This is a genomic window from Bacillus sp. GW823-FHT06B01 (assembly GCF_058952315.1).
Genome location: NZ_JBXAHR010000001.1, coordinates 696,048 through 722,023, shown reverse-complemented (window position 1 = coordinate 722,023; position 25,976 = coordinate 696,048). Strand labels below are relative to the sequence as shown.

Genomic DNA, 25,976 nt, shown 5'->3' with positions numbered 1-25,976 from the left:
TATGTTAGACCAAAAACAACAATCGAATACATTTGAAGAACGAGTTGAAGCGATTAAACAAGGCGGCGCACCAAAGTATCATGAACAAAACAAAGCAAAAGGAAAACTATTCGTTCGAGATCGCTTAGCTCTTTTATTTGATAATGGTGAATATGTAGAAGATGCATTATTTGCAAATTGTGAACAAACAGGATTACCTGCTGATGGTGTTATAACGGCAACGGGTAAAATACATGGTCGTACTGCATGCGTAATGGCAAATGATTCAACGGTAAAGGCTGGATCATGGGGCGCACGTACAGTTGAAAAGATTTTACGTATTCAAGAAACGGCAGAAAAATTACGTGTTCCGTTATTTTATTTAGTTGACTCTGCTGGAGCGCGTATTACAGATCAAGTAGAAATGTTCCCAGGGCGCCGCGGTGCAGGAAGAATCTTCTACAATCAAGTGAAATTATCAGGTAAAGTTCCTCAAGTATGCTTATTATTTGGACCTTCGGCAGCTGGTGGCGCATATATTCCAGCCTTTTGTGACATTGTTATGATGGTAGAAGGAAATGCATCTATGTACTTAGGTTCTCCTCGTATGGCGGAGATGGTTATCGGCGAGAAGGTAACTTTAGAGGAGATGGGCGGAGCTCGTATGCATTGCTCTGTATCAGGATGCGGAGATGTTTTATGTAAAACAGAAGAAGATGCGATTACACAAGCAAGACAATACATTTCATATTTTCCAAACAACTACTTAGAGAAGACTCCATTGGTTACACCTCAAGAACCGAAACAATTCGAAAAAACGTTAGAACAAATCATTCCAGAAAATCAAAATGCTCCTTTCAATATGAAAGATCTCATTAATAGAGTTATTGATGAAGGTTCTTTCTATGAAGTGAAAAAATTATTTGCTCAAGAACTAATTACAGGCTTAGCACGTATTGATGGTAAGCCAGTTGGTATTATTGCAAATCAACCGCGTATGAAAGGCGGCGTATTATTCCACGATTCAGCTGATAAAGCAGCGAAGTTTATTAATTTATGTGATGCATATCATATTCCATTGTTATTCCTTGCAGATGTACCTGGATTTATGATTGGTACTAAAGTAGAGCGTGCTGGTATTATTCGTCATGGTGCAAAGATGATTTCTGCAATGAGTGAAGCAACTGTACCGAAAATTTCTATCGTTGTTCGTAAAGCATACGGTGCTGGTTTATATGCAATGGCAGGTCCAGCCTTTGAACCAGATTGCTGCCTAGCATTACCGACAGCTTCTATTGCAGTAATGGGTCCAGAAGCGGCAGTCAATGCTGTATATGCAAATAAGATTGCAGCTTTACCAGAAGAAGAGCGTGATAGCTTCATTGCTGAAAAACGCGAAGAGTATAAGAAAGATATTGATATTTACCATTTGGCATCAGAGATGGTCATTGATGGTATTGTTCATCCAAACAATTTAAGAGAAGAGTTAAAAGGACGATTCGAAATGTATATGAGTAAATATCAAGTATTTACAGATCGTAAACATCCTGTTTATCCAGTTTAAAGCCCTATTTAGGGCTTTCTTGCTCAAAAAGTCAAGGAGGGGAAAACATTGAAACAAGCAGTTTGGTTTCCAACAGAAGAATATAAAGAAAAAACGCGTTTATATGGTTGGATGAAATCATTGGGCTATGAAGATTATGAAACGTTTTATAATAAATCTATTGAAGAAACAGATTGGTTTTGGGGAGAAGCTGAGAAAGCGGTTGGCTATCAATGGATGAAGCCTTATACAGAAGTGCTAGATTTAGAAAATGGTACGCCGTTTGCACAGTGGTATAATGGCGGAACATGTAACGTTGTAGAATCAGTTTTATCACGCTGGCTTGCAGATGATGAAACAAGAACGCAACCAGCACTACAGTACGAGGGAGAGAATGGAACTTCAAAATCATTTACATATGAAGATCTTGACAACTGGGTAAGTCGCGTTGCAAACGGTTTGAAACATGCGGGTATTGAAAAAGGTGACCGTGTAACAATTTATATGCCGATGATTCCAGAAACAGTTGTTGCAATGCTAGCTGTTATGAAAATCGGAGCAATTATTTCACCAATATTCTCAGGATTTGCGTCTGATGCAGTCATGACTCGTGTACAAGCGGCAGGGGCAAAAATGATCATTACTGCAGATGGTTTTTCACGCCGGGGTAAAGTTGTTTCATTAAAAGACGAAGTAGATAAAGCTTGCGAACATTGTCCAACTGTTGAAAAAGTTGTTATTGTTCGTCATGCAGGAAATGATTTTACACCACATAATTATGATTTCTCATGGAGTGCGCTAGAAAAAGAAAAACCATTTACACATGCTGAAGAGATGAATAGTGATGATCCGTTAATGCTCATTTATACATCAGGTACAACTGGGAAACCGAAAGGAACAGTACATACACATGCTGGTTTCCCTTTGAAATCTGCATTTGATGCAGGATTTGGAATGAACATCAAACAAGGTGACCGCGTATTATGGGTAACTGATATGGGCTGGATGATGGGACCGTTTTTATTATTCGGCTCTCTCATTAATGGAGCAACGATGGTTATGTACGAAGGTGTTCCAGATTTCCCAGAAGCAGATCGTTTATGGGAGACCGTTGATAAATATGAAATTACACATCTCGGTATATCACCAACATTAATTCGTGCGTTAATGGCAAAGGGTGATGGGTATGTAAATAAACATTCGCTCAAGAGTTTAGAAGTATTCGCATCAACAGGTGAACCTTGGAATCCAGATCCTTGGATGTGGCTATTTGAAACAGTTGGAAAAAATAATGTACCAATTTGTAACTATTCAGGCGGAACTGAAATTTCTGGTGGGATTTTCGGAAACGTCCTTATTAAACCGATTGCACCGATTAGTTTTAACGCATCTTTACCAGGAATGGCAGCGGTTGTGCTCGATGATCAAGGCAATCCAATTCGTGATGAAGTTGGAGAATTATGTTTAGAGAAACCTTGGGTTGGTATGACGAAAAGTTTTTGGGAAGACGATGAGCGTTATGTGAACACGTATTGGTCACGTTTTGAAAACAAATGGGTTCATGGTGACTGGGTGATTTATGATGGTGAGCAATATATTATTACAGGACGCTCAGATGATACGTTAAACATTGCTGGAAAACGTATTGGACCTGCAGAATATGAATCTATTCTTGTGAAGCATAATGATGTCATAGAAGCTGCCGCGATTGGAGTACCTGATGATGTAAAAGGTGAAGTTTGTCATTGTTTTGTAGTATTAAGGGACAATGTAACATTCACAGGAGAGTTAAAGAAAGAATTAATGAGTTTAGTAAACTCTCATATCGGAAAAGCATTGTGTCCAAAAGATATTCACGTTATAGAAGATTTACCAAAAACACGTAATTCTAAAGTAATGCGACGCGTCATTAAAGCTGCTTACTTAGGAAAAGAATTAGGGGATTTATCATCACTTGTAAATCCTGAAGTAGTTCCGTTTATTCAGGGGTTACAGTCTAGCAAACTATAAAATTACGAATGAGCTCTATGTAAATAGAGCTCATTTTTAATGTTTACAAAAAGATAAGAGAGAAAAAGTAAATTTGAAGTTAAAAAATCTACTATTAGTGTTAAGTATATGTGTTTGTTTTTAGTTTTTATCAAAATAGGATACTATGGCTGTCTATTCAATGGAGTGATTGAATTTTGTTAAGAATGAAAATTTAGTGAAGAAAAAAGTAAGAAATAAAAGGAGAAATCCCTGGGGGACAGGGATTCAATAAGGGAGATATCATTGTCGTTCAATGTCGAAATTTGGCGTATTCGACAAATTAATATTATCACGAATTTTCAGGAGATTGTGATAGTGGATGTGTCAAAAATGTGTACGGGTTTCATATAAAAGTGTTAATTAAATAGGAAAAGGGAAAAGAATTAAGTTCACTCGTTCTTAAGGTTTTTCCCTTTTAAATTTACTGCTTGTTCGTTGTTCTATATACATCTGAAATTGGTAAATCGTCGTCATGTAAAGCTTGAGTACTGTCCTTTTTGTTTGAATCATGTGCCTCCTGAGATGTTTCTTGCATTTGCTCTTGGGCTTTACTAGGGGTATTCAGCGCATCCGATGACACATAATCAAGCTGTTGACTTAATAGATTTTTTTTATCCATGTTATGTAGCTCCTTTTTGAACTTAGATATAAAAACGAAGTGTTTTTAAATAGTTACGTGGGTATTATGTATCTTTGAATGGAGTTATATACATAAACTATATTGAGAATTTAACTAATTATAAAAATCACTTGTGATGACAAGTTTAAGAAATATAAAGATCATTAGTTCTTAATAAAGGTTTTATTTTAGTAGGGTGTTTCGAAATTTCATTTGAAAGGAACATCCCAATGATAAGATGAGCACTGTAAATCAGTGCTCATCTTATCAGAAATTGCTTAGTACTTAAAGATAAAACCATTACGGACAATTCACAATGGTAATAGTGACGCTAGCCATTGTTCCAGGAGAATCAAGAAGTGAAGCAGTAACGGTTACTGTTCCAGGCCCATTAGCGGCTAGAAATACAGCGGTAAAGTTACCTGAAGCATTTGTAATGACAGCAAGAGGAACCATGAAAGCAAGAGAAGGATTACTAAATGAAAAACTGACCACTACTCCTGGAGTAGGACTACCGTTTACTAATACTTGACCCGAAAAAAATAAAGTATTATTTCCTTGAGTGGATACACATGTCGTGGTTTCGTTAGAAGTCAAAGTAATAGATGCAGGCCCAGCAGGAAGATTAAATCCAGTTGGTCCAGTTGGTCCAGTTGATCCAGTTGGTCCGGTTGAACCCGTAGCTCCTGTAGAACCGGTGGGACCAGTAGGGAATTGAAAAGGTTGAACAGGTGGAAGTGTAGGTCCAATAGAACCCGGATTAAGTGTAGCAAAAGATAAAAACTTGTCCATTATTTATCACCTCTAAAAATCGTATTACTAATAGTAAATGTAATGATAGAGCAAAGTGAAATGGACAAGCGGTTGTATTTTAATAAATTAAACAAAATAGTTATTTGATAGAAAAAGAAATTAGTATGTTTATTTTAGAAATTAAATATAAAAAGGCGATTATCGTCAAATCGCCTTTTTGGGTAATGCAGTGTAATTTTATTCAGTTATTTGAAATATAGTTTCATTCGGTTTGGAAAATCCATACAGTTTCCTTGCGAATTTTAAAACTTCTTCTTCACTACCTGTTAAAACTTTAACATCATTTTTAAGGGTATGACCATCCTTCTTTAAAGAAGATAATTTTTGTTGCCCCGTATTAACCGTGATTTGTTTTTCTTTAATCATTTCTTGCTGGTTATTAAGAGAATATTGAAGGACAAAAATTATAGGTAATATAAAAGCTAAAGTAGTTATAATACGGCGTCTTGTTATTTTATTATTACCTTGTTTGGTGTTAGCGTTCACTTGTTGTGAGGGTATATTAGGATTTGATTGTTGTGATGATATTTTTGGGATGTTTCCCATTAAAATGCCTCCATTACTGATTGTAGAATTTAAACTGTTTAAAAGTATTATAAATGTTCAATGGGAATTTTAGAAGATAGTTTAATATAAGTGAGTTTTGTAAGGTTTAAACAAAATCCTTATTTAAATAAAAGGAACCCCGATTGTCTGCGGGGCTCCTAAGGGTAATCGTCAAGTAATGACGTACTCGACTAGTTAACGATATCATGAATTTTTTGGTAAATATACTGGTAAATGCGTCCAAATTAATGAGAGCATTATTTGAAACAAAAACGCTATTTTAATAGGGAGGGGAATAATGATGATTCCATGGGACAAGCGAGTATACATTGTATCAAGGTGATTATTTTATTACAGAGGGGACAATTTTTCAAGAGATAGTTGAGAGAACTACTGGTTATGATATTAATCAACAAACACTTGTTGAAGGAAACGTTAAGATTTTAAATAATATCTTATCTTGGAGTACGCTTTTCTGAATGTATATTTCACAACAGCAAAGGTACTATATTAATGCAAACAAAGCCTATGTATATGGTATATGTGAAGTAATAGGAAAAGCTGGGGACTCTTAAAGGAGCTGACTTATAAGAGGTTGTCTAAACTTTAAATTCAGCAGAATTAAATCCAATTCCCCTCATTAAACAAGCTTCAAATTGTTAGAGGCCTGTTTTTATAGTTAATAAAGAAAAGAATGTCTAATACAATTGTTTGTTTTTTCCTTTCTATGTGTTTGTCTCTTACACTTTTAAGCTTGTGGACATACTTTACTAATAGAAAGGATTAGGGGGTGAGGTTTTGGGTTCTCGATTTAATAATTGTAGAAAAAAATGTACGTGTAAACATGATGATTGTTGGGATGTTTTTGAAGAGTGTAAAAAAGAACAGCATGAGAAATGTGACAGCTCTTGTGTACAAGGAATTAGAGACGAACTTAAAAAATTAATTAATAAAACAGTGCGAATTAACACTGAAGGACGTACTTATATAGGTACTGTTTCTTCTGTAACTTGCGATGTTGTTAAGCTGGCTGCTATTCCTGGTTCAGTTGCAGCAATTATATCTCTTTGTAAAATTGAAGCGATTTTACCACCTGCTACAACTGTTGCTGATGAGTTTGATTTTAACGGTGTTGACGTAGCAAATAAAGAGTAATTATGCTTTATTGTTGCTAAGCCATTCTTATGAATGGCTTTTTATTTTGTTTAAAAGGGAATATATTTTTCATATAGAAATAAATTTGAAGGTGTATAAAAGGTAGTGGGAAAGGAGAATGAGAGTGATTAAGCTGAAACAATTTACAAGAACTGATTTCAAACAATTAATAAATTGGATTGATTGCGAAGAATTTTTAATACAATGGTCGGGAAATGTATTTACATACCCTTTACATGAACAACAATTAGAAAAATATATTGAAAGCAAAAATACGCTTGCATTTAAAGTAATAGATGAAGAGACTAGAAAATTAATTGGTCATATTTCACTTGGGCAAATTGACAATATAAATAAATCTGCAAGAATTGGAAAAGTGTTAGTTGGTGATACGAAAATGCGAGGGCGTTCTATAGGGAAACATATGATGAAAGCAGTATTACAAATTGCATTTAAAGAATTAAAACTACATAGAGTAACTCTTGGTGTTTATGATTTTAATACGTCGGCCATCTCATGTTATGAAAAAATAGGATTTGTAAAAGAAGGTTTATTAAGAGAATCCAAAAAAGTAGGAGAAACATATTGGAATTTATGGGAAATGAGTATGTTAGAATATGAATGGAGTGATAAAAAATAATAGTTTTTTATAATTATGTTATGTCAATTAAAAGGGGTATGGTGGGAAGTTATGAATAAAAATACTAAAGTAATTTCAGTTGCAGCTGTTTCAGGAGGAGGTAAAACTACTGTTACAGAAAGTTTAACTCACAAGTTAATGAATTCAAAAGCACTATATTTTGATAGCTATGACTTTGATAATTGTCCTGCTGATATTTGTAAATGGATTGATGATGGAGCAAATTATGATGAATGGGTACTTACGCCATTAATTCATGATATTCAGCATCTTATACGAGAGGCTAATGTAGATTATATTATTTTAGATTATCCTTTTGCATACTTAAATAGTGAAATGCGAGAGTTTATTGATGTAACTATATTTATCGATACACCTTTAGATATTGCGATGGCTAGAAGAATTTTGCGAGATTTTAAAGAAGATACAATAGATGAAATACATAATGATTTGAAACATTACATGACATTTGCGAGAAAAGCATATTTAGAGGCAATTCATACTGTTAAGCCGAATTCGGATATTATATTGGATGGCTCTTTATCTGTAAGTGAAATAATTAATCATGCTGTAGAGGAACTTGGCCTGAGAGAATTGATTGTCAATGGTTAAATGTATAGAAGAATATTTACAAGTTGACGATTTTAAAATGTATACGAAAAAGTTCCAAGGAAAGAAGCTGCAGCCAGTTATTATAATGGAGGCAGGTTATGGTGATTATTCAAAGACATGGGATCATATCGCTGAAGAGTTGACGGAATATGGGACGGTACTTACATATGATCGAGCGGGCTTAGGAAAAAGTGGGAAGAGTTCCAAGCGACGTATTAGTTCTGAAATGGTAAAAGATTTAAGAAGTTGCTTAGCGCAACTACAATTGAAACCACCTTATATTTTTGTAGGACATTCTTTTGGCGGTATAAATGCACGTTTATTTGCGACTTCTTATCCCAAAGATTTGCTGGGAATCGTTTTGGTTGATTCGACACCGGAAAATTATAAAGAAGATTTTCTGCCAATCATGTCTCCAGAATTTCAAGAAGCTTACTATAAACAGTTTGTATATGAAAGTTCTTATGAAGAGTTTACATTTAGTTTAAGTGAAGTAGATAGACATTGTAAATCAATGAATGATATTCCACTTGTCGTGTTAGCTGCGGGTAAAAAAGCTTTTTATTCGCCAGATGCACAAATGAAATGGTTACAATTGCAAGAAGAATTATTACGATTATCATACAATCATAAATTTGTAATTGCAGAAAAAAGCGGTCACTATATTCAAAAAGATGAGCCACATTATGTAATAGATGCTGTTAGGTGGATAATTGGAGTAGGGGAGAGATAAATATGTACACGTTATTTCAATACAATTGGCAAGTAAGGGATGATTGGTTTAAGTGGTGTGAACAACTTTCAGAGGAAGAATTACTCCGCAAGCGTGTAGGTGGTGTTGGGAGTGTTTTAGAAACATTATTCCATATTGTCGATGTTGAGTACAGCTGGATTAGTGCGCTTCAAGGAAAAGAAGATAATGAACCGCAGTTTAAAGATTATCAATCCATCCAAAAAGTGAAAGCGTTATCTAATTTATATATACGAGAATTAGAAGATTTTTTACAGTTGTGGTCATCTAGCCTAGAATGTAAGATATTAAAAGCTTCGTGGACAGATAAAACATATACATACGGTGAAGTTTTAAGACATGTAATTGTGCATGAAATTCACCATATTGGTCAGCTATCTATATGGGCGAGAGAATTAAATCTTCAGCCTGTTTCAGCGAATTTAATTGGAAGAGGATTATAAATTTAGAAACCGGCTTGCACTGTAAATGCAAGCCGGTTTTTATATAAAAGAAGATTTCCTAGTTGAAATCCTCGGATTTTTTCTGACGTATATGTAAAAACATTAAAATTGTAATGATGAAGAAAATCAACAATGTTTGTATGATCAAATTTTTAAATTGAAGCAAAACTGTCCACGATGTAACAGCATCTTTAAAAGCTTGGAGTGCAGAGTACGAGGAAGGATCAAAACCGTACTGTAGTAACTTTTTTGTTTCAATAAAAGTACTATTTTCTTCATTGGAGTCTAATATTACGGAAATAAGTCTAGTATCTCCTCGTTTTGCTGTACTGACAAAACTATAATTACCATTAGTTGAAAAACTAGTTTGTAAGCCGTCAACACCTTGGAGTTTAATGTTTTTATTAAGAGAATAAATCATTTTATTTGTGTTGAAAACTTTTGAGTCTTTGAAGGTAAATTGGTAAGAGGTTAGTTTCGTAACATTCAATACATCTGGAAAGTCTTTTACTAATTGTGTCGCTAGTTTAGCTACGTCTATAGCTGTTGTAGTTGATTGTTTATTTGTATCGTTATTCATTCCAGTAGCATTTAGAAACGGGGATGGTTGTGATAACTTTAGTTGTTTTGATTTCTCATTCATTAAAAGTGTAAAGTTATCTTCGTTTCCAGCAATGTGTTCTGCAAGGGCAAGTGCGGAACGATTATTCCCTGTCAAAAACAATGCATGAAGTAAATCACGAACTGTCGTTTTATCTTTCGAAGTTACTTGTATAGGACTCGTTTCTGCTCTGAAGACTTCGTTACTTATTTTTACTAATTCATCTAACTGTATGTTTCCTTCATTCAGTTGTTCCATTGCGATATACTCTGTCATTAATTTAGATAAAGTAGCAGACTGTATAGGAATTTCTTCATTTTTTTTATAAACAACTTCACCTGAATTAGCATCTATTAAAATAGCTGATTTAGCTTGAATAATTGGACCATTTACATAAAGATAAAAATATAAAACGATAAGTGCTGTAATAACAAAAGATAACAATAAAATTGTGAATTTTTTCAAGAATTGCATAAGCGATCCTCCTACTATGACATCGATAATACTATTGTAAAAAGGAATGCTTAATTAGGAAGAAAGAAAAGGTAAAGAATTTCTTAAGAATTATAAAGGATTATTAAATTTTGGATTTTAATGGAAAATAAAAGGTCCAATTTCTTATATGGTAAGAAATTGGACCTAAAATTAAGTTGTATTAGCATTTATATGGTTGTAGTCTTACAGTGAAAGTTGTTTTTTTATCATCACTATATACTTCAATTGTTCCTTTATGCAATTCCACAATACTTTTTGCAATTGCCAATCCGAGTCCAGATCCACCAGTGTTCGTAGAACGAGATTTTTCAACGCGATAAAAACGTTCAAAAATATGAGGTAAATCCGTACTAGGAATAGGTTGGCCGTAATTTGTTATATCTATAGTAATCATATTATTGCTTTCATAGGCAGCAAGGTCGATATATCCACCGTCGTTTCCATAAGCGATAGCATTTATAATAAGATTTTCAAACACTCGTACTAATTTGTCTCCATCAGCTAATACCATGAGTTTTTGAGATGGGAAAGAAGGTCGACATTCTATATTAGCTTCTTGAACTTGTATGCGGAATTGAACAGTTAATTGCCCAAGTAGCTCTACAATATCAATGGGAACAGAATATAAACTTAACTCTTTATTTTGAACACGTGTATATTCAAACAAATCATTCATTAATGCGTTAAGACGGGTTACTTTATCGTAAATGACTTGTATATAATGGCGTAATTCGACTTCATCTCTATAATTATCATGGTGGATTAAATTTACGTATCCAACTATAGAGGTAAGAGGAGTACGTAAATCATGCGATACATTTGTAATAAGTTCACTTTTTGCTTGTTCTGCCTGTCTCTCTTCATCTATTGAGACTTTCAATTGTTCAACAATGTGATTAACCCCGCTTGCTAACTCTTCCAGATAAGTATGATTTACGATAGAAACTTTATGATTGAAGTTTCCATTTGCAATATAACGAATCTCTTCTATCATTTTTTTAATACAAGTTTCATAATAAATCTTTTTTTCATGACGATAAAAAATGTATAGGTAAGATGAGAAAATAGAAAATAAAAATAAATAAGAGACGATCATCATCCAAAGAGATTCTTTTATTCCTTTATATTTTTCATAACCAAAAATTCTAATGAATTCTTTTCCGAGCTCACTTAACGTAAGTGAACTTTCAATTACACTTGTAACGAGACGATATATAATTAATTCAGTAATAGGGGTAAGTGTGATAGCTAACATGAACCAAAAAATTAACTTCCATTTTGGGATATCTTTTAATATATCAAATGCTTCATTTCTCAATTTTATAGCCTACTCCCCAAACAGTATGAATAAACTTCTCTCCATTCATTCCTGTTTCAAGTTTATCCCGTAAATTACTAATGTGAACCATTACAGTTTTATTTGAACCATAACCATCTTCATTCCAAACGCGTTCAAAAATTTCTTCGGAACTAAATACTCTTCCCGTATTACTCGCAAGTAAATATAAAATATCAAATTCAATGGATGTAAGTTTAATGTATTCTCCATTGACTTTAACTGTATGATTATGTTTGTGTATTTCAGCAGAACGAATACGGATAATACCATCTTCATTTTTGGAGGAAGTGGCATTTTGGAAAGATGATCTTCGTAACAAAGCTTTCACTCTAGCTACTAACTCTAATGGATTGAATGGCTTAATCATATAATCATCTGCACCTGTCATAAGACCTAATATTTTATCCATATCTTCTGCTTTTGCACTAAGCATAAGAATAGGTACAGTATTATTTTCACGCACTTCTTGGCAAACTTCTAATCCGTTTCGTTTTGGCATCATAATATCCAGAACCATAAGGTCAACTTCATATGTAGAAATCATTTGTAATGCCTCATCGCCATCATATGCTTTATAAATGTTATAGCCTTCATTTCGCAAATAAACAGCAAGTAATTCAACAATTTCTTTATCATCATCAATAATTAATATGTTTTTATTCATTATGTAGTTCCTTTCTTAACAAATCATTAACATTACTATAATATCAAACATTTATGTATTTTGTAGCAATGATTCCATATAAAATTTCATGTAACGTATAAAAAGGGGATTAAAACATTCATAACGAATACAAAGAAGAAAGATATTTAAATAATGTATTATACTGAAAGTGAAGAATAAGGGGGAAATTGCTATGGTATATAAAGAGATTTATTCATTTACTCCAACTGGAAAAATTGAAAATGATATAAAAGCTTTTCTATTAAAATACAATAAAGAACTTACATATAAACATTCAATTTGGGTGGCAAATGAAGCTCGAAAAATTGCGATTAAGTATCATGAAAACGGGGAAAAGGCAGCGATTGCAGCATATTTACATGATATTAGTGCAATCTTTCCGAATGAAGAGCAGATTGCAGTTGCTGAACAATTTGGAATAGAGATATTACAAGAAGAACGAGAATTTCCAATGATTATTCATCAAAAGTTATCGAAAGTAATTGCAAAAGAAATATTTAAAGTGGATGATGAAGAAATCTTAAATGCAATTGGCTGCCATACTACACTACGTAAACATGCAACGAAAATGGATTTAGTGTTATTTATTGCTGATAAAATAGAATGGGATCAAAATGGAGCACCACCATATTTAGTAGAAGTAAAAAAAGAATTAGAAAAATCTTTAGAACATGCTGCTTTTATATATATTTCATATTTGTGGGATAGAAAAGACACGTTGAAAGTTTTACATCCATGGCTAGAAGAAGCATATTGGCAGTTAAAAGAAATTGTAGAGTAGAAAGGAATTAAGAATGCGATTAAAAGAATATATGAATGAAACATTTCCTGGGGTTACATTAGTACCACATATATCCTTTCAGTGGGAAAATTATTTGTATTTTGATTTTGGAAAAGGTAAACATCAAAATCTAGAAGGCACCGACGATTTAAATATGGAATATTTCTCTCAACTTTATACATATAATAAACACTTATTTGAAGATATATTTTCAAAAAAAGATGAAGTCTTTTTAGTAACAAATGTTTATCGATTTAAAAAGGAAAATGTGAAAAATCCGCAGAAAATTAATATATATAGACGTTTTATTCATAATAGAGATTTAAAGTATCATATAAGGCAAGAAACAATACCTTTTTTATTTGAAGAAGAAGAAGCTGACTTGTATTGTACTTATCAATTTTCATTAAAATGTTTTGCTTGTGATATAAAGTATACACCGCTTATTCAAGCTGCAAATCATGAAGATTTTCTAGGTCTTTATCCTCGTTTTGGACGCAAAAAAGAAATTTCTTATCCAGATGTATTTCTCATAAATGTAACAAAAGATAATATCATGTTTATATACGATGATAGAGGATGTGAAGTAATTACGAAGAATAAAGAAACAATACGAAATTTATATGAGAAATATAAAGAGTGGATTCCAGATTATGAACGAGAAAGTATAGATAAAGTATTTACATGATAACAATAGGGGAAGTGAAGCATGTAATGAAACGTATTGCAATCGTATCCGCATGGGAACCAGAACTTACGTATTTGCATCAATATTATCCAAGTGAACGTATTGAAAAACGAGCAGCTTGGGAATTTCATTTTCATTATATTAATAATATGGAAGTTATCTCCGTGATAACTGGAGTTGGGAAAGTAAGTTGTGCTAGTTGTGTGCAATTATTAATTAGTGAGTTTCAGCCAGATGAGTTGTTTATGACAGGAATATGCGGAAGTCTATCAAATAAGGTGAAAAATGGACATATTGTAGTAGCCCTTAATGCAATACAACACGACGTTACTGCTGCTGGTTCAGGGGAAGATATTTTTAATTTATATAATGGTAGGACAGCACCTATTGAAACAACAAAGTCACTTGTAAGAAGAATAAAAAAGATACGATCTTATGATCCGATTCATTATGGTACATTTTTATCTGGAGATCAACGTATCCGTAGTTCAGAAATGAGATATTTACTCCATACTGTATATGGAGCATTAGCGGTTGATCAAGAAGTGGCAGCTTTTGCTTATGTGTGTCAAATCAATAATAAACCTTTTCTTAGTTTAAAAGCTGCATCAGATCAAGCAAATGATAAAACGAAAGAGGAACAAAAAATCTTTAAAATGTTAGCGTGTGAACGAGCGTGCGAGCATTTAATTGCTTTTTTACGTGTACATGAGATTAATGTAGTAAATAATAGATAGTAAGAGGGGTTAATATTGGAAAGTACAAATAAAATAGCTATTCTGGGTGCAAACGGAAACGCAGGGAAATTCCTTGTAAACGAAGCGTTAGAAAAGGGATATCAAGTAAAAATATTAACAAGAAATTCTAATAATATCAAAATAACAAATGAAAATTTAGAGATTATTAATGGAGATGCACGTGATTTTGTTTCAATACGCAAATTACTTAAAGGGTGTCGAGCTATAATTAATGCGGTAGGTCAACCCAAAAATGAATCTTATATTTTTAGCACAGTAACGAAGCATATTTTAGAAGCAATGAAAGAATTTGAAATAAAAAGATATATACTAATTTCTGGAGGTTCTTTAGATGTTACAGGAGATCAAAAGGGAATTGTAAATAAAATAGGAGCTACCTTGTTTAAAGTATTTTTATCAAAGATGATGCAAGATAAATATAAAGAATTGCAAACTATTCAAGGTAGTGATGTAGATTGGACAATTGTTAGATTACCATTTGTTATGGAAGGGAAGAGCATTGGAAATATAAAAGAGAGTTTAGTAGATATGCCAGGAATCAAAATTCAAAATAGTGATATTGCACCATTTGTTATAAAACAAATTAACAGTGAGAGATATGTAGGGAAGTGCCCGTTTATTTCAAATTAAATGGTTTAATTAAAAGTTAAAGAATGATGGGTAGATTGGCACTAGTACATTTTACGTATTTGAATGCTAAGTTTAACACGAGTAAGTGGGGGAGAATTTTATATGATTCAATACAAAAGATGCAGTGAAGTAAGTATAGATTTAGTGTATGAAGCTTTTAAAGATGGATTTTCAGATTACATTATTAAAATGGAAGTTTCAAATGAAGATTTTATAAAAAGGTTTTTGGGACCAGAAGGGAATTCACTAAAACATTCCTTTCTTGCTTTAGACGGTAACAAATCTGTTGGTGTAATACTTGGCGGGATAAAGGATTATGAAAACATAAAAACAATGCGTTGTGGAACATTAGCGGTTCATCCTAATTACCGAGGTATTGGTGTGAGTCAAAAATTATTTGAACTGCATAAAGAAGAGGCGCTTCAAAATGAGTGTAAGCAACTTTTTCTTGAAGTCATTGTAGGCAATGACCGAGCGATTCATTTTTATACGAAATTAGGCTATGAAAAAGTGTACGATCTATCTTATTATAATTTAAAAGATATGACTAAAATAATAAATAAAGATTGTAAGGGAATTGAAGTAAAACAATTAGAATTTCCAGCTTTTAAAGTTGAAATTCAGAAATGGTTACACTTCCATATAAATTGGCAAAATGATATGGATTATATCGGAAAAACAAACAATACATTTTATGGTGCATATGTCGATAATGATTTAAAAGGTTCTATATGTATGAATGAACAAGGTAAAATTAGTTTTCTTTTCGTAGACAAAGACTATAGAAATCGTAGTATTGGATCAAAATTATTACAAGTAGCAACAGAAAACTTAAATGTATCAAGTTTATCAATTGGGTTTCCAAACAACAATTTACTGGAAGGGTTTTTAAAGAAAACTGGATTTGAAAAGAATTCATTAGCACAATATGAAATGTATGTATTATTATAAAAAGCGAAAGGAGTCATTCTTTCGCTTTTTATTTTTGTGCTATATTGATATTTTACTTTGTATAATATTCTTTTTTTATGTAGAATAGATAGGATGGGAGGGGATGAAATGAATAATGGATTAAAGTTTAAGATTTTTGAATTGCATTGTTTCGTTCAAAAGACTTATTCTGATATTAAAATAGCATGTGATATTGCTATTTATCAAGAAAACACTTCTAAATATTTAATTTCATTAGGATTTTTAAATAAATCATTTATGACTTATATAGAAGCAAAAAGATTTTATCGTGAAAATGAAGAACTTATAAGTGTAGAATTTGATAATTTCTTTCATACATATGATAAATTAGAACAAGAATTAAAAAAAGTTATTTCAACTGAAGATAGGAATCCTTCATTGCTACATAGCAGATTTGATCAGTTTCAGCAAAAAGTTGAAAATATAAATGACTTAATAAAAGTATTGCAAAACGCTCGTTAAAGAATACTTTTTCTTTTTCATATAGAAAGTATGCATTAAAAACATATTAGGGATATGACATATTGAAGAGGTGACTTTTGTTGATGACAGAAGTCATCTTTTTATAATACAGTTTTGCGAAATGTGATGTACTTTTTATTTTTGATAGGAATACATTTAAGCAGTTTCATATTTTAGGAAATTATACGAGGAAAATAAAATGAAGAATAAAAAAGAAATAGCTATAGTTGCATTAACAACAGGATTAGTTTTAACAAGTGTAGCACCATACGGAGTAGTTTATGCAGAAGAAACGGGTCAAATGCAAATTGATATAAGAGGGTTCGTTCCGTACAGGTGAACTTACACAACCATCACAAAAGACGCCAGAGAATATAGTGAAAGATGCACTTAAGGAAAAGACGGAGCATGCTTTGTCTCCAAAACAAGTGAGTGGAGACAAAGGGGGAGATTACAAAGTTTTTCAAAAACGTAGTTCTTATGATGGGACTACACTTGTGCGTATGCAACAAATATATGAAGGTAAAGAAGTATATGGACACCAATTGACTGCTCATGTAGATAAAAAGGGTATTATTAAAAGTATTTCAAGAGAAAGTGCACAAAATTTAACACAAGAAGATTTAAAGAATACTAGTAATTTATCAAAAGAAGAAGCAAAACAATTTATTTATACGAAGTACGGAAACAATATTAAATTTATTTCTGAGCCAGAAGTCAAGGAAGTTATTTTTGTAAATGAAAATAATGGACAGGCTAGCAATGCATATCAAGTTACATTTGCCGCTGCAACACCAAACTATGTATCTGGAACTTATTTAGTGAATGCTCATAATGGTGATATGTTGAAAAATATGGTGCAAGAGTCAAGCTTAAAAGTAAGTGAAGAGCAAGTGGAATCTTTAAAGGAAACTAAAAAAAGCAATTCCATATCATTAACCGGAACTGGTAAAGATGATTTAGGGATAACTCGCACATTTGGTATTTCTGAACAAAGTAATGGGAAATATGCGCTTGGAGATTACACAAGAGGGCAAGGAATTGAGACATATGATGTGAATTATAGAGATATTAGTTTTGAAGAAAAATATTATCCTGGTATATTAGCAACTAGCACTTCAACAACATTTAATGATCCAAAGGCGGTAAGTGCTCATTTTTTAGCAACAAAGGTATATGATTTTTATAAAGATAAATATAAGCGTAATAGTTTTGATAATAAGGGGAACAAAGTAATATCAGTTGTACATGCATGGGATTCTGGAGAAACAGATGATCCTAAAAATTGGAGTAATGCATTTAGTGCTAATGTTAACAATGTTAGTATGCTTATATATGGTGATTCAATGGTTAGAGCGTTTGACATAGCGGGCCATGAATTTACGCATGCGGTTACATCTAGCGAATCTAATCTTGAATTTTTCGGAGAATCTGGAGCAATTAACGAGGCGTTATCTGATATTATGGGAACGGCTATTGAGAAATATATAAATAATGGAGAATTTAATTGGACAATAGGAGAACAAAGCTGATCAGTTCTACGTAATATGAAGAATCCATCTTCAATCAATTTTTTTGATGGAGTACCGTATCTAGATGATTATAGCAAATACAGTGATTTAAACGGAGAAGATAATGAGGGCGTCCATTTCAACTCAAGTATTATTAATAAAGTCGCTTATTTAATTGCACAAGGTGGCACTCATAACGGTGTAACTGTAAATGGTATTGGTGAAGATAAAATGTTTGATATTTTCTATTATGCAAATACTGATGAATTGAACATGACTTCTAATTTCTCTGAATTAAGATTAGCGTGTCTTAAAGTTGCAACAAACAAATATGGAGCGAACTCAATTGAGGTTGAAGCGGTCCAAAAAGCTTTTGATGCAGCAAAAATTAAAGGAACAGTGAAAGAAAACGAAAAAACTGCAGAAAACTAAGTCCCTGAATTAACTGTACCGCTTACAATTACACTGCGTGTTGGTGATACGTTTGACCCGATGAGTAATGTAAAAGCCGTTGATAAAGAAGAGGGTGATTTAACAAATAAAGTAAAACATAAAGGCGATGTAGATATTTCTAAACTAGGTACATACATTGTGAACTACTCGGTCGTTGACTCTCAAGGGGGGAATGCAACGGCTACACAGACTGTAATTGTAAAGGGAAATGGAGAAGTATTAGATTTAAACCCTACATTAACAGTGCCTACTGCAGCGACAATTCATGTAGGAGATTCATTCGATCCAATGGAAAAAGTATCAGCTACTGATAAAGAAGACGGTGATCTTACTTCTAAAGTAGCATATGAAGGTATTGGAGATATCACTAAAGCTGGTACTTTTGAAATAATATATAGTGTCACAGATTCTGTAGGTAATAAGGTACATGCAATACAAAAAGTATTAGTGAAGGATAAAGATACTAGAAAAGCTAAAGGCGTTGCTAATAACAGTAATATCCCGAACAACAGTAATACCGATAAAAAAGAATCTACATATAAAGAGCTTCCCAACACGGGTGCAAGTACAACTAACAGTGCAACAATGGGCATATGGATGATTGTTGTCGGTACAGTACTCACTTTGGTTCGCAAATTTAGACAGATATAAAAATAATAGTAGGGATTATTTCTCACACAATAATTATTAGATGAATTTTTTACTTAATAAGATTTTAGTATTTAAGTAGTGTATTTTGCATCTATAAAAATTTGTGCTTGGGCGCTATTTTGCCTACAGACCTACATTACATATAAAGCATGTTACTATTCTCATTCAAATAAAAGAATAGTAACGTGTTTTTTTGATTTAAAAATAGCCTAGATTTAAAAGGTCATGGATGTGGAAGTAATTCTAATCTGCCATTGATAAGTTACTAAAAACACTTTGTTTTAATGAAAGTTTAACTCTATATGACAACATGAGATTTTCGGTATTTACCAGGTGTTTCGTTAGTGAATTTTTTAAAAATTTTAGTAAAATAGCTTTGATCACTAAAGTTGAGCGAAGCACATATGTCTGATAAGGGATAGGTTGTGAAAGTTAATAATTTTTTTGCTTCTTCAATTCGTTCACGTTGAATGTACTCAATTAATGAAATACCGACTTCTTTTTTGAATAATATAGATAAATAATCTGAATTTACGTTTGCAAATTTAGCAAGTTGTTTAACTGATATTTGATTGTAAATATTTTCAAAAACATAGTTTTTGCAAATAGCGATAGTCTTTGAGTATTTCTTTACTTTTTGTGCTTTTACACGGTCTGCAAAAGTACAGAAAACATTTCTTAATAAATCCCAAACAGATTCTGTGTCTTTTAAATCCTCTGTCTTTTGGATGTGTAGATCGTAAATCTTGTAAGCAATCCCGGAAGGAAGTCCTCCTTTTATAGCATATCTAGTAGCAAGTGTGATGGATGAAATACAAATGTTTTTATGACGTCTTAATTGATGGAATGAAGATAAGGATGAAAGAGTCTCTTGTTGGAATTCGTAATAATATTTGAGTACGCTTTCTTTATCCCCGTTTTCTATAGCTCCAAGTAGTTGGTTCTCTATATACAAATTATGACAGATAGATTCGTTTTTTTGCATTGAAATATATACATCCTCGTTTAAGTTATTGCTATGATTTACATGAAATGAGTCACTGTTATTTGAAAAGGTACGTACATCTGATTTTTTTTTGTAGAGAATGTTATAGAACAATATTGCTATATTTACAAAGAAATTTTGATCTTTGACTGACAATGAAAAATAATAATCTCTTGTTCGTTTATAATTCGAAATAAAATTAAGGTTACTATCCGTTTTACTTGTAGAAAAATTTACATGTGTCAAGGGCCCAATAATAACAGTACCGTTCACCATATAATGACTCTTTATGTGAATTAAAATGAAGTGCCCTAAATATTGGTGAGATCTGAAGATGGGCGAATTATTTGAATCATTTTTTTGAAAAAGCACATGTAACTGTTCTATTTTTGATTTATAGAACGAATGTGATTCATCTTTTGATGTAAATTCTAAAAGAATATTTTTATTACAATCTAAAAAACAAACTGGAATTTCAAAAGATTGGAAAAAGATATTACAAATGTACTCTATCTCAACTAGACTGAGCTTTTTATTCATATTATTCCTCCTTACAGTTGTGTGTAATAGTTGAATGTTTATATATTCCTTTTTTTCATAAGTAGAAACGGAAAAACTTTATCTATAAAAATTATAAACTTCTAAGAATAATACCATAATTTAACATGATTAGCACATATTATTTGAATATACAGGTAATAGTTTTAGGGAGTAACGTAAAATATGAATTGTCACACTTATTCGTTGATCATTGTTTATATGTATCAAAAATGATTAAGATTGGATTTTAAATAGGGATAGGAAGGGAGAGATTAATGAATTGAAGTTAAGTAATTAATGAAAATTTGCGATAGAAGTTAATATGTAACGATTTTTGAAGTAGAGATATAAGTGCAATTCAGGGGGAAAACTACATATATCATACGGAGAGACAACGTAATAATAGAAAATAAGAAGAGTGAATAAGTGATTGTAAACAATGGATTGTTGGACGACTATGTTTTAGGTTACTCGTTTAAATCTGGTACTTGGCACACTATTACTTTTAAGAGGGTAATAGTAATAAAGAGATTTTTAAAATGATAGAAGTAGTAAAGGGGATAAGAGAAATGAAAAAAATATTTAGTGTGCTTTTAGTATTTTTCTTAACATTTTCTACATGGTCTAGTGTATTAGTAAAAGCAGCTTCACCATCCAAAGGTACTTTAACGATTCATAAATATGAACAAGAAAAAGATGGCGCACCGGGGCTAGAAGGTGATGGCTCTGCAAATCAAGAGGTACCAACAAATGCGAAACCGTTAAAAGGTGTAACGTTTGAAGTGAAAAGGGTTGCGTCATTTGAAAAAATTTCAAACGATGGGAAAATCGTAAAAGAAGATGTGAAGCCTGTAATGGGAGCAACTCCAACTCAAGTAGTAACAGATGATAACGGACAAGCTGTATTAAAAGATCTTCCGCTAGGACGTTATGAAGTGAAAGAAGTGGCAGGACCTCCGCATGTTAACCTAAATCCAAATACGTATACAGTGGATATTCCATTAACGAATAAAGAGGGTAAGGTACTAAACTATGATGTTCATATGTATCCGAAAAATGAGATTAAACGTGGTGCAGTTGATTTAGTAAAAACTGGTGCAAATGAAAAAGCATTAGCAGGTGCAGTATTCTCTTTATTAAAAAAAGATGGTACAGAAGTGAAAAAAGAGTTAGCAACAGATGGTAATGGGCATATTCGCGTGCAAGGATTACAGTATGGGGAATACTATTTCCAAGAGACAAAAGCGCCGAAAGGGTATGTACTAGATCCGACTAAACACGAGTTTTTTATAAAGACCTCCGGAACTATTAACGAAGATGGAACAATTACTTCTGGTACAGTAGTTAAAGTAGAGGTGCAAAACTATGAAGAACCAAATATTGATAAAAAGATTAACGGGAATTTGGAAGCGTTACCAATTAATCCGTTAACTAATTACAATTATGATATCAAAACATTAATTCCAGAAGACATTAAAGAATACAAAAAATATGTAGTAACAGATACTTTAGACGATCGTTTAATGATTCAAGGAAAACCAGTCGTAAAAATTGATGGAGCGGAAGTAAATGCAAGCATTGTAGAGGTAGCTGTAGAAGGCCAAAAAGTAACAGCCACAGTAAAAGATTTCACAAAGTTAGATGGTAAAAAAGAATTTCATTTACAAATTAAATCACAAGTAAAAGAAGGAGTACTATCTGGTTCGGAAATTTTAAATACAGCAAAAATTGATTTTATAAATAAAAATGATGTAATTGGAGAAAAGGAATCTAAACCTGTAGTTGTTGTTCCGACAACTGGAATTATCGAGTTAACAAAAGTTGATGGTGCTGATAAGAAGAAATTAAAAGGTGCGGAGTTTGTACTTAAAGATAAAAATGGAAAAATAGTTGTTGTGGCTGGTAAAGAAGTCACAGGTGTATCAGATGAAAATGGTGTTATTAAATGGACTAACATTCCGTATGGAGACTATCAAATTTTTGAAACGAAAGCACCAATTTATACAAAAGAAGATGGTATAACAGCTTCATATCAATTATTAAAGGACCCTATTGATGTAAAGATTAGCGAAAATAATCAAACGGTTAAATTATCGATTGAAAATAATAAAAGTGGATGGATTCTTCCTGTAACGGGTGGTATCGGAACGACTCTATTTACTGTACTAGGTCTTGCGTTAATGGCTACAGCGGCATTTGTTTTCTTTAGAAAAAAGGTTGCTAATAATTAAGGTTTTAGGAACATGTAACCAAGTGATGTGAAAAGGGGAGAAGCAAAATGCTTCCCTCTTTTCAATATTTTAGTATATGTAGAGGTGGAAATATGAAACGAAATCTTGTTTTAGGAGGTATTTTTTTATTTGGATTAGCTATTTTTTTATATCCTACTATTAGTAATTGGTTGGCGACTCGTGCACATTATTCTGAGATTAGCTCCTACGATAAGAAGATCAAAGCACTACAAAAGAAAGAAGTTGAACGTAGGGAAAAAGAAGCAACCGAATATAATAAACAAGTTCAAACTTCCATGAAAACATTTGCAGATCCATTTTCTGAAGAAAAAAATAATCATCAAGCATATGCTGATGCGTTAAATTTAGGTGATGTAATGGGGTATATTGAAATATCGAAAATTAATATAAAACTGCCAATCTATCAAGGGACCTCTGAGGAAGTATTGAGTCGGGGGGTAGGTCATTTAGAATATTCTTCACTTCCGGTAGGTGGAGAAAATACGCATACTATTTTAACAGGGCATCGTGGTTTACCATCAGCAAAATTATTTACAGATTTAGATAAGTTGAGTGAAGGAGATCTTTTTTATATTCATTCTTTAGACAAAATTCTTGCTTATAAAGTAGATCAAATTAAAGTAGTGTTACCACACGAAACGGACGATTTAAAAATTGTGGAAAAGAAAGATTATATAACATTAATTACATGTACGCCTTATGGAGTAAACACAAATAGATTACTGGTTCGAGGTGAGCGTGTGGAGTTTAACGAGAAAGAAAAACAAAAAATGCGTAAAGAGATATTTATGTTTAATAAGTGGACCGTAGTAGTCTTAATCCTATTATTATGTGTGTTACTAGTCGCAATTTATAAGAAAAAATTAACTCGATAGAATGAATTTATTTATCCTGTATTAATGGGCAGTGGGACCGAAAATCCAGAGATAAGTAAAGAAGGTATATAGGGGATGAAGTAAATCCTCACTGAAAAAAGTTTCACTTTATTCGACTGTAGAAAAAATACGGTAAAGGTGGGAACAAAGGAATTGAGGTTACAATTAAAGTTGGTAAGTATTCATTTTATGGTTTTGTTAATTTTATGTGTAAGTTTTGTCGTATATGCACCAAAAGAAGCATATGGATCCACGACTAACTTAGAAGGTCTAGGGGATATATCGCGTTATAATGCTGTTGTCTTTGGTAACCATATAGCAGTAGGTGGCGACATTGAAGGAGCAATTGCAGTTCAAGGTGATATGGATGCATCTGGTTATACAATTGTAGGTGCAGCAGCGGGAACATCTAATATAGTTGGGGGAAAATGGGATGACGAGGGATATCCATCCTTGTTATTGTCTGGAAAATTTAAAAAGTCAAGAGAGGAATCTTTTATCATTCAAAACGGAATAGTCGTAATGACAAAAGAGAGTGATCCAGATCGTATCATACAATCTTCTTATGATCGTATCGTTTATAAAGAAAAACTAGAAATTAACGCGAAATTTAATGAATTTCACAACATAGTGAACCAAGTTAGTAAAAATGCAGGTCAATATAAAACGAATACCCCAATTCCAAATATGAGTTATGGAATCGGAAAAGATATAAACAATCCTAATATTTATGTTTCATCAGAATTGGTAGGGAAAATCAATTTAGATATAAGAGATGTCTTTTTACCTAATGCTAAAGGAAAAGATTTTATCGTTATGTATTCAGATGCAATAGAGGTTACATTTAAAAATGGTGCTATCTTATATGACACGAACAATATTGGTAGGGCTACAGATATAATTCCTACATCACAACCCTATTCTCCTAATTCACCGTTCACTGAGTTATACGGGAAGGTGATTTGGGTTTTTCCTAATGCAAAAAAAATCACAACAGAGGGATATGGTGTCGTTGGGAGTGTGTTTGCTCCAAATGCTGTATTAGAAACAAAAGGCGGTTCGATTAATGGACAAGCATTTGTCGGTGCTGTACAACAAACTGGTGGATTTGAATTTCACAATTTCAAATTTAATTGGCAACATTGGAACAAGCCTAGTACAGGAAAAGTAAAGATAAAAAAAGTAGATAGTAATAATGATAATAAAGAATTGATGGGGGCAAAGTTTCATATTGAAGATTCAAATAAAAAAGTAGTTGGTGAGTTAGTAACAGATGAAAAAGGAGAAGCGATATCAAAAGAATTACCAATAGGTAACTATACTCTTGTGGAAACAGAAGCGCCTAAAGGTTACGAATTATTAAAAGATAAAATAGCTGTAAAAATAGAAAAAGATGCAGTAGTAGAAATTAAAATAGAAAATAAGAAATTACCAGATCCGATGGGGAAAATGAAGCTAGTGAAAGTAGATACGGGAGATAAAAATAAAAAGCTAGCAGGAGCAAAGTTTCATATTGAAGATTCAAATAAAAAAGTAGTTGGTGAGTTAGTAACAGATGGACAAGGAGAAGCGATATCAAAAGAATTACCAATAGGTAACTATACCCTAGTGGAAGTAGAAGCACCTAAAGGTTATGAATTATTAAAAGATAAAATAGCTGTAAAAATAGAAAAAGATACAGTAGTAGAAATTAAAATAGGGAATAAGAAATTACCAGACCCGACTGGGCAATTTGAAATTGAGAAAGTTGATGATAAGGATATTAATTTAAAACTAAAAGGTGCTGTATTTCAAGTATTAGATAAAGAAGGTAAAGAAGTTACTAGATTAACAACGGATGAAAAAGGAAAGGTGATTTCCAACCAGTTAGTACTTGGAAAGTATACGATTAAAGAAATAAAAGCGCCAAACGGATATATGTTACTTAGAGATCCAATAGAAATAGAAATTACAGAAGCGGTAAGGACACAAAAACTAACAGTGAAAAATGTGAAAAATAATTGGGTAATTCCTAATACTGGTGGCAGCGGAACAACAAGTTTTTATGTGATTGGTTTTGTGCTAATGTTTGGTGTGTTATGTTTATATAAGAAAAATCGTATATAAATAGTATAAAAACAGTTGTGTATTATGAACTGATTCCATAAAGTTAGAAAATCGTTTGGT

At 32.5% G+C, this 25,976-nt stretch carries 23 protein-coding genes and 1 pseudogene; 17 read left to right on the top strand and 7 right to left on the bottom strand.

Annotation, left to right across the window (positions count from 1 at the left end):
• Position 1: 1 nt before the first annotated feature.
• Positions 2-1,543, top strand: coding sequence for an acyl-CoA carboxylase subunit beta (locus tag AC1Q8N_RS03810; RefSeq protein WP_075306983.1), 1,542 nt, complete (start codon positions 2-4; stop codon positions 1,541-1,543).
• 48 nt (positions 1,544-1,591) lie between these two features.
• Positions 1,592-3,532 (top strand): AMP-binding protein, encoded by a 1,941-nt coding sequence (locus tag AC1Q8N_RS03805; protein ID WP_098642373.1) that lies wholly within the window; start codon positions 1,592-1,594, stop codon positions 3,530-3,532.
• Positions 3,533-3,974: 442 nt separating this feature from the next.
• On the opposite strand, the gene AC1Q8N_RS03800 is transcribed toward AC1Q8N_RS03805, so the two are convergent.
• The 3 genes from AC1Q8N_RS03800 to AC1Q8N_RS03790 all read right to left on the bottom strand — a co-directional run bounded on the left by AC1Q8N_RS03800 (position 3,975) and on the right by AC1Q8N_RS03790 (position 5,531).
• On the bottom strand, positions 3,975-4,172 hold the full coding sequence (locus AC1Q8N_RS03800; protein ID WP_098077132.1) for a hypothetical protein: 198 nt from the start codon (positions 4,170-4,172) through the stop codon (positions 3,975-3,977).
• A gap of 300 nt (positions 4,173-4,472) precedes the next feature.
• Positions 4,473-4,964, bottom strand: coding sequence for a collagen-like triple helix repeat-containing protein (locus AC1Q8N_RS03795; protein ID WP_493521079.1), 492 nt, complete (start codon positions 4,962-4,964; stop codon positions 4,473-4,475).
• 198 nt (positions 4,965-5,162) lie between these two features.
• Entirely contained in the window at positions 5,163-5,531 is a 369-nt protein-coding gene (locus AC1Q8N_RS03790) for an FtsB family cell division protein (protein ID WP_048546974.1), read from the bottom strand.
• 798 nt (positions 5,532-6,329) lie between these two features.
• Here AC1Q8N_RS03790 and AC1Q8N_RS03785 point away from each other — a divergent pair.
• The 5 genes from AC1Q8N_RS03785 to AC1Q8N_RS03765 all read left to right on the top strand — a co-directional run bounded on the left by AC1Q8N_RS03785 (position 6,330) and on the right by AC1Q8N_RS03765 (position 9,132).
• Positions 6,330-6,686: a hypothetical protein gene (locus AC1Q8N_RS03785; RefSeq protein ID WP_000535579.1), complete on the top strand. Its 357-nt coding sequence runs from the start codon at positions 6,330-6,332 to the stop codon at positions 6,684-6,686.
• Between the two features lie 118 nt (positions 6,687-6,804).
• A complete protein-coding gene (locus AC1Q8N_RS03780) occupies positions 6,805-7,326 on the top strand; it encodes a GNAT family N-acetyltransferase (protein WP_098077144.1) in 522 nt (173 codons plus the stop codon).
• Positions 7,327-7,377: 51 nt separating this feature from the next.
• Positions 7,378-7,938, top strand: a complete 561-nt coding sequence (locus tag AC1Q8N_RS03775) for a nucleoside/nucleotide kinase family protein (RefSeq protein ID WP_098642375.1) — start codon at positions 7,378-7,380, stop codon at positions 7,936-7,938.
• The gene (locus tag AC1Q8N_RS03770; protein ID WP_493521139.1) at positions 7,931-8,671 is read left to right on the top strand and encodes an alpha/beta fold hydrolase; all 741 of its coding nucleotides are present in this window, start codon (positions 7,931-7,933) and stop codon (positions 8,669-8,671) included. The genes AC1Q8N_RS03775 and AC1Q8N_RS03770 overlap by 8 nt, the downstream gene beginning before the upstream one ends.
• A gap of 2 nt (positions 8,672-8,673) precedes the next feature.
• Entirely contained in the window at positions 8,674-9,132 is a 459-nt protein-coding gene (locus AC1Q8N_RS03765) for a DinB family protein (protein WP_048546986.1), read from the top strand.
• A gap of 58 nt (positions 9,133-9,190) precedes the next feature.
• On the opposite strand, the gene AC1Q8N_RS03760 is transcribed toward AC1Q8N_RS03765, so the two are convergent.
• The 3 genes from AC1Q8N_RS03760 to AC1Q8N_RS03750 all read right to left on the bottom strand — a co-directional run bounded on the left by AC1Q8N_RS03760 (position 9,191) and on the right by AC1Q8N_RS03750 (position 12,231).
• Complete coding sequence (locus tag AC1Q8N_RS03760; protein WP_098222243.1) at positions 9,191-10,207, bottom strand: D-alanyl-D-alanine carboxypeptidase family protein; 1,017 nt, start codon at positions 10,205-10,207, stop codon at positions 9,191-9,193.
• 181 nt (positions 10,208-10,388) lie between these two features.
• Complete coding sequence (locus AC1Q8N_RS03755; RefSeq protein WP_048546989.1) at positions 10,389-11,546, bottom strand: sensor histidine kinase; 1,158 nt, start codon at positions 11,544-11,546, stop codon at positions 10,389-10,391.
• A complete protein-coding gene (locus tag AC1Q8N_RS03750) occupies positions 11,536-12,231 on the bottom strand; it encodes a response regulator transcription factor (RefSeq protein ID WP_001038818.1) in 696 nt (231 codons plus the stop codon). The genes AC1Q8N_RS03755 and AC1Q8N_RS03750 overlap by 11 nt, the downstream gene beginning before the upstream one ends.
• A gap of 193 nt (positions 12,232-12,424) precedes the next feature.
• On the opposite strand from AC1Q8N_RS03750, the gene yqeK reads away from it, so the two are divergent.
• The 7 genes and pseudogenes from yqeK (at position 12,425) to AC1Q8N_RS03715 (ending at position 19,158) form a co-directional block, all read left to right on the top strand.
• Positions 12,425-13,033, top strand: coding sequence for a bis(5'-nucleosyl)-tetraphosphatase (symmetrical) YqeK (gene yqeK, locus AC1Q8N_RS03745; RefSeq protein ID WP_493521078.1), 609 nt, complete (start codon positions 12,425-12,427; stop codon positions 13,031-13,033).
• A 13-nt stretch (positions 13,034-13,046) separates the two neighbouring features.
• Positions 13,047-13,721 (top strand): DUF3885 domain-containing protein, encoded by a 675-nt coding sequence (locus AC1Q8N_RS03740; RefSeq protein WP_431098191.1) that lies wholly within the window; start codon positions 13,047-13,049, stop codon positions 13,719-13,721.
• Positions 13,721-14,458, top strand: a complete 738-nt coding sequence (gene mtnN / locus AC1Q8N_RS03735) for a 5'-methylthioadenosine/S-adenosylhomocysteine nucleosidase (RefSeq protein ID WP_137015065.1) — start codon at positions 13,721-13,723, stop codon at positions 14,456-14,458. The genes AC1Q8N_RS03740 and mtnN overlap by 1 nt, the downstream gene beginning before the upstream one ends.
• 15 nt (positions 14,459-14,473) lie before the next feature.
• Positions 14,474-15,109 (top strand): SDR family oxidoreductase, encoded by a 636-nt coding sequence (locus tag AC1Q8N_RS03730; protein ID WP_098049449.1) that lies wholly within the window; start codon positions 14,474-14,476, stop codon positions 15,107-15,109.
• A 102-nt stretch (positions 15,110-15,211) separates the two neighbouring features.
• The gene (locus AC1Q8N_RS03725; protein ID WP_098222237.1) at positions 15,212-16,060 is read left to right on the top strand and encodes a GNAT family N-acetyltransferase; all 849 of its coding nucleotides are present in this window, start codon (positions 15,212-15,214) and stop codon (positions 16,058-16,060) included.
• 108 nt (positions 16,061-16,168) lie between these two features.
• A complete protein-coding gene (locus AC1Q8N_RS03720) occupies positions 16,169-16,543 on the top strand; it encodes a hypothetical protein (RefSeq protein WP_048547003.1) in 375 nt (124 codons plus the stop codon).
• A 199-nt stretch (positions 16,544-16,742) separates the two neighbouring features.
• Positions 16,743-19,158: pseudogene (locus AC1Q8N_RS03715) on the top strand (M4 family metallopeptidase).
• 298 nt (positions 19,159-19,456) lie between these two features.
• Here the strand turns inward: AC1Q8N_RS03715 and AC1Q8N_RS03710 are convergent.
• Positions 19,457-20,683: an AraC family transcriptional regulator gene (locus tag AC1Q8N_RS03710; protein WP_446893818.1), complete on the bottom strand. Its 1,227-nt coding sequence runs from the start codon at positions 20,681-20,683 to the stop codon at positions 19,457-19,459.
• Positions 20,684-21,252: 569 nt separating this feature from the next.
• On the opposite strand from AC1Q8N_RS03710, the gene AC1Q8N_RS03705 reads away from it, so the two are divergent.
• The 3 genes from AC1Q8N_RS03705 to AC1Q8N_RS03695 all read left to right on the top strand — a co-directional run bounded on the left by AC1Q8N_RS03705 (position 21,253) and on the right by AC1Q8N_RS03695 (position 25,916).
• Entirely contained in the window at positions 21,253-22,914 is a 1,662-nt protein-coding gene (locus AC1Q8N_RS03705; RefSeq protein ID WP_431098196.1) for a SpaA isopeptide-forming pilin-related protein, read from the top strand.
• A 92-nt stretch (positions 22,915-23,006) separates the two neighbouring features.
• Positions 23,007-23,810, top strand: coding sequence for a class C sortase (locus AC1Q8N_RS03700; protein ID WP_000828079.1), 804 nt, complete (start codon positions 23,007-23,009; stop codon positions 23,808-23,810).
• A 153-nt stretch (positions 23,811-23,963) separates the two neighbouring features.
• Complete coding sequence (locus AC1Q8N_RS03695; protein ID WP_493521077.1) at positions 23,964-25,916, top strand: SpaA isopeptide-forming pilin-related protein; 1,953 nt, start codon at positions 23,964-23,966, stop codon at positions 25,914-25,916.
• The last annotated feature ends 60 nt before the right edge of the window (positions 25,917-25,976 follow it).